2 protein-coding genes and 1 pseudogene are annotated in these 2022 nt (G+C 59.5%); 2 read left to right on the forward strand and 1 reads right to left on the reverse strand.

Annotated elements, in window-relative coordinates; genetic code table 11:
* A pseudogene (locus NKI39_RS34080) lies at positions 1-276 on the forward strand (IS66 family transposase); the annotation flags it as partial.
* A 177-nt stretch (positions 277-453) separates the two neighbouring features.
* The gene (locus tag NKI39_RS34085; protein WP_352837524.1) at positions 454-921 is read left to right on the forward strand and encodes a hypothetical protein; all 468 of its coding nucleotides are present in this window, start codon (positions 454-456) and stop codon (positions 919-921) included.
* A gap of 424 nt (positions 922-1345) precedes the next feature.
* Here NKI39_RS34085 and NKI39_RS34090 read toward each other — a convergent pair whose 3' ends face one another.
* Entirely contained in the window at positions 1346-1645 is a 300-nt protein-coding gene (locus NKI39_RS34090; RefSeq protein ID WP_352837527.1) for a DUF1236 domain-containing protein, read from the reverse strand.
* Between the last annotated feature and the right edge of the window lie 377 nt (positions 1646-2022).

Below are 2022 nucleotides of genomic sequence, written 5' to 3' on the forward strand. Positions count from 1 at the left end.
GCAAGCTGGGTGAGGATATCACCGAGACGCTGGAGGTGGTGCCGCGGCAATGGAAGGTGATCCAGCACGTGCGGGAGAAGTTCACAGCCAGGCTCCGGCGCCGTTCCATGCCACCCCACGGGCTGGGCCGGTCCCGGCCTGCTGGCGATGATCCTGTTCGAGAAGTTGGGCCAGCATCAGCCGCTCAACCGCCAGGCTGAACGCTATGCCCGCGAAGGCGTGCCGCTCAGCCTGTCGACGCTCGCCGACCAGGTCGGCGCCGGCGTCGCGGCGCTGATGCTATAGCAGCGGCAAGCAATCCGCATGTTGGCATGATACCCGTGATGATTGTCGATGCACCGATGCACCTGATAGCCAGGCACAGGCCGCCTTCGTTGGCCAAAACACCAGCGCGTTGGGATTACCCCGCTTCAGCTTCACCAAGCGGCGGTCGTTTCCGGTGATGAGGACGCCATGACGGTTGAATTGGTGTGCTCCAGGGCCGGTATAAAGGTTATCACCACGCCGCTGGCTGCCGCGAAATATCGCGCTCGGGAAACAATCGCCATTGCAACAATCAGCGGTCTGGTGAACCGCCAAACCGCAATTGGCGCCCGCAGAATATTGGAGGTTCTGGCTAACGCGGATTTCGCGCCAATCACGAGCCCTCAGATCAGAGCAGCGGAATTGCTGATGACACAGAAAGAGTTCAACCAGCGGTTCGATCCAGAGGATCTGACGAAAGCCATGGCGAATCTCTATCTGACCGCCGAAGAGGACGCTAAGGTCTATGCGCACGCGCACAAGCTGCCGTTTTTCAAGGCGCTCGCGATAGCGTGGTTCGGAGCACTAAAAAGCGGCGCACGTCAATCCGACTTGTTGCCTAACCCAGGAATTTTGCAAGCGCCTTTGGGCCGAACACTCAAAGGTTCAAAAGGGTAGGGGCCGCTTGCGCCCCTCGCTCTGTTCAGCCACTGTTTTGAGTGCTGTTCAAACGGTGTATTGGCCTACTGGTGCCGCACGAGGAGAAACCCTTCGACGCCATGCGGACTATTCCGCTGGGCACTCGAAGCCGAGATAGTGGGGATCGATCCAACGGCCGGCGTTAAGAACCCGGGTCGAGCGGCGGGTTCGAAGCTTGGACCGAAGACGACGTCGAAGCATATGAGATCCGCTGGGCGGCGGGCACCAAGGAGCGCGTCTGGCTGCACGTCCTGTCCAGCCGGCGTTCTGCCGAGCGAGGAGGCAGTGAACCTTCTTATGGGCTGCCCGGTGCATGAGGGCGAGGCGCTGGCTAAGGCGATTATCGAGACGGTCGACCGGCTGACCCGGAGTCATCATCCGGGCCAGCGCTCCCAAGATCAGATCAGTCGTAGACCTTGACGATCCTGCGCGTGCTCGGATCCACCAGAACGGTCCGGTTGTCGACAACGACATAACGGTATTTGACGTTGGGGACTTCACGAAGCTCGACTGTATCGGGAAGAGTCGAGCCGATGTTGAGCTCCACTCCAGGAATTTTCACCGACGCGAGAGGCTGCTTGTGCACGTATTCCTTGATGACGGTTTCCTGCTGCGGTTCGATGACCACGTCCTGGGCGGCAGCGGCACCAATGCCGGCCAGCAACAGAAATCCCGCGGCTGCGGTGGAAAGATGCATTCTCATAGCCGTCTCCTTGTTGGAATTTGCCGGGACGCATCTTCATCGCGCCAAGCTCACCAAAACGTAAGCCTACCAACGAACGTTCCTCCGCCGGGGCTTAGGTCTTATACCGCCGGACCTAAGTCTGAAGTGCTAGACGCAATGGCCTGAACAAGGTGTCGCGCGGAACCGCGACTTCGTCGTCCCGTTGTCACGTGAACTCATGGAAGGAGAGACGGCTCATGGAAGTTAGTGCTTTCGCGAGGAGAATTGGAGAATTTCACGTCAGTTGTGCTTCTCGACGAAAGCCCCCCAGAGTTGTGTGCGTCAAGTTCTGCAAAATGGCGTGGCATCGCGGTGACGTCGGCGTGTCCGCCGCGCAGCCCCCGTGTTTAGCGGAG

The sequence above is a fragment of the Mesorhizobium sp. M0664 genome, from assembly GCF_040320565.1.
GTDB lineage: Bacteria > Pseudomonadota > Alphaproteobacteria > Rhizobiales > Rhizobiaceae > Mesorhizobium.

What these genes read in the sequence shown, in the direction of transcription:
- NKI39_RS34085 (WP_352837524.1), top strand. Translation starts at nt 454, where the DNA reads ATGACGGTTGAATTGGTGTGCTCCAGGGCCGGTATAAAGGTTATCACC.
- NKI39_RS34090 (WP_352837527.1), bottom strand. Translation starts at nt 1,645, where the DNA reads ATGAGAATGCATCTTTCCACCGCAGCCGCGGGATTTCTGTTGCTGGCC.